Origin of the sequence: Vreelandella neptunia (assembly GCF_022489065.1) — a bacterium.
In the GTDB taxonomy this organism is placed as follows: Bacteria; Pseudomonadota; Gammaproteobacteria; order Pseudomonadales; family Halomonadaceae; genus Vreelandella; species Vreelandella neptunia_A.
Window position 1 is genome coordinate 1 of sequence record NZ_JAKVTW010000080.1, and the last position, 298, is coordinate 298.

The window sequence follows — 298 nt, forward strand, 5'->3', positions numbered from 1 at the left end:
GTCTCCATAACTTAAGTTGCGATAACACATTGGAATCTCTCTCTTCCATCGGCTTGGTCGGCGCCTTTATCGGCGGATTGGTCTCCTTCTTTTCGCCTTGCACGCTGCCCCTGTTACCGGCCTATCTGTCGGTGGTCACAGGCGGTAGTGCCGGTAAAGCCGACAGGCGTTTAGAGGCATTGACTCTCAGTGCCTTCTTCGTCTTCGGCTTCAGCATCGTGTTCATCCTACTCGGGCTCGGCGCCAGTAGTATCGGACAACTGATGCGAGGGTATCGCCAAGAATTCAACTGGGTTGC

1 protein-coding gene is annotated in these 298 nt (G+C 54.4%); it reads left to right on the forward strand.

Features of this window, described 5'->3' with window-relative positions:
* On the forward strand, positions 1-298 hold a 298-nt coding region (locus MLE19_RS22945; RefSeq protein WP_276322557.1), incomplete at both ends, for a cytochrome c biogenesis CcdA family protein.